The sequence below is a fragment of the Methylobacterium sp. E-041 genome, from assembly GCF_022829665.1.
Lineage (GTDB): Bacteria > Pseudomonadota > Alphaproteobacteria > Rhizobiales > Beijerinckiaceae > Methylobacterium.
Window position 1 is genome coordinate 1 of the sequence record NZ_JAKSYQ010000295.1, and the last position, 1461, is coordinate 1461.

General features: G+C 72.8%; 2 protein-coding genes. Both read right to left on the reverse strand.

The window, feature by feature from the left end:
* Positions 1-855: NAD-dependent epimerase/dehydratase family protein (locus tag MKK70_RS27945; RefSeq protein WP_243951230.1), on the reverse strand; the 855-nt coding region annotated here is incomplete at its 3' end.
* 55 nt (positions 856-910) lie between these two features.
* Positions 911-1461 (reverse strand): GDP-mannose 4,6-dehydratase (locus MKK70_RS27950; RefSeq protein ID WP_243951232.1); only part of this gene is annotated, 551 nt, incomplete at its 5' end.

A 1461-nucleotide genomic window follows, 5' to 3' on the forward strand; every position in this document is an offset into this window, starting at 1 on the left:
GGCCGCCACCGGGATCTCCGACGGGCGCATCCGGTCCGGTGCGACCCGGACCTCGAACGGCACCCGCGCGTGCCGGCGCAGGTCGTCCACCACGCTGGCGATGCTGCGCGGCCGCCCCGAGGCGACGTTGAACACCGACCCGTCCGCGATGTCCAGGCCGCGCCCGATCAGATCGACATAGGCCCGCACCACGTCGCCGACCGGCAGGAAGTCGCGCTCGGCCGCGAGATTGCCCACCGCCAGCACCGGCGCCACAAGCCCGGCCTCGATCCGCGCGATCTGGCCGGCGAAGGACGGCACCACGAAGCGCTCGTCCTGGCCGGCCCCGATCTGGTTGAACGGCCGCAGGATCACCAGCCGCACCTCCGCCTTGGCCAGCAGGTCGCGCAGGATCGCCTCGCCGAACCACTTCGAGCGGGCATACGGCCCCTGCGGATCGGGCACCGCCGCCTCGGTCAGCGGCCGGCCGGCCAGGAACGCCCGGCCGTAGACCTCGCCCGAGCTGACGAACAGGAAGCCCGCGCCGGGGGCGGATCGCGCCACCGCCTCGGCGAGGTTCAGCAGCCCGACGAGGTTGACCCGCCAGGTCTCCCCCGGCGCATCCGCCGATTGCTGCACCGAGGCCATCGCGGCCAGGTGCAGCACGTCGGTCGGGCGGAACGCGGCGACGCTGGCGTGCAGCGCCGCCTCGTCCAGCAGGTCGACCGTCTCGTAGGCGACCCCCTCCGGCAGGACGGCCGGGCGGCCGCGGCCGATGCCGAGGATCCGGTCCGCGGCCCCGGTGCCGGCCGACAGCGCCGCCAGCGCGTGCCGCCCGACGAAGCCCGCCGCCCCCGTGACCAGGATGCGCTTCACGCCCGCACGCGGCTCCGCACGCGGGCCGGGGCCGTCGCGCTGCGGCGCAGGCCGGTCACGCGCGCCCGCCCAGGCGCTTCAGGTCGGCCTCGACCATCTCCTGGATCATCGCCTCGAGCGAGATCTCGGCCTTCCAGCCGAAGGCGGCCTCGGCCTTGGCCGGGTTGCCCAGCAGCACCTCGACCTCGGCCGGCCGGTACAGCTTCTCGTCGATGACGAGGTGGTCGTCGATGGCGAGATTCACATGCGCGAAGGCGAGCGCGCACATGTCGCGCACCGTGGTGGTGCGGCCGGTGGCGATCACGAAGTCGTCGGGCTTGTCCTGCTGCAGCATCATCCACATCGCCCTTGTGTAGTCCTTGGCGTGGCCCCAGTCGCGCTTGGCGTCGATGTTGCCCAGCCGCAGCTCCTTCGCCAACCCGAGCTTGATCCGCGCGACCCCGTCGGTGACCTTGCGGGTGACGAACTCGACCCCGCGCAGCGGGCTCTCGTGGTTGAACAGGATCCCGTTCGAGGCGTGCAGGGCGAAGCTCTCGCGGTAGTTGACCGTCATCCAGTGAGCGTAGAGCTTGGCGACGCCGTAGGGCGAGCGCGGGTAGAACGGCG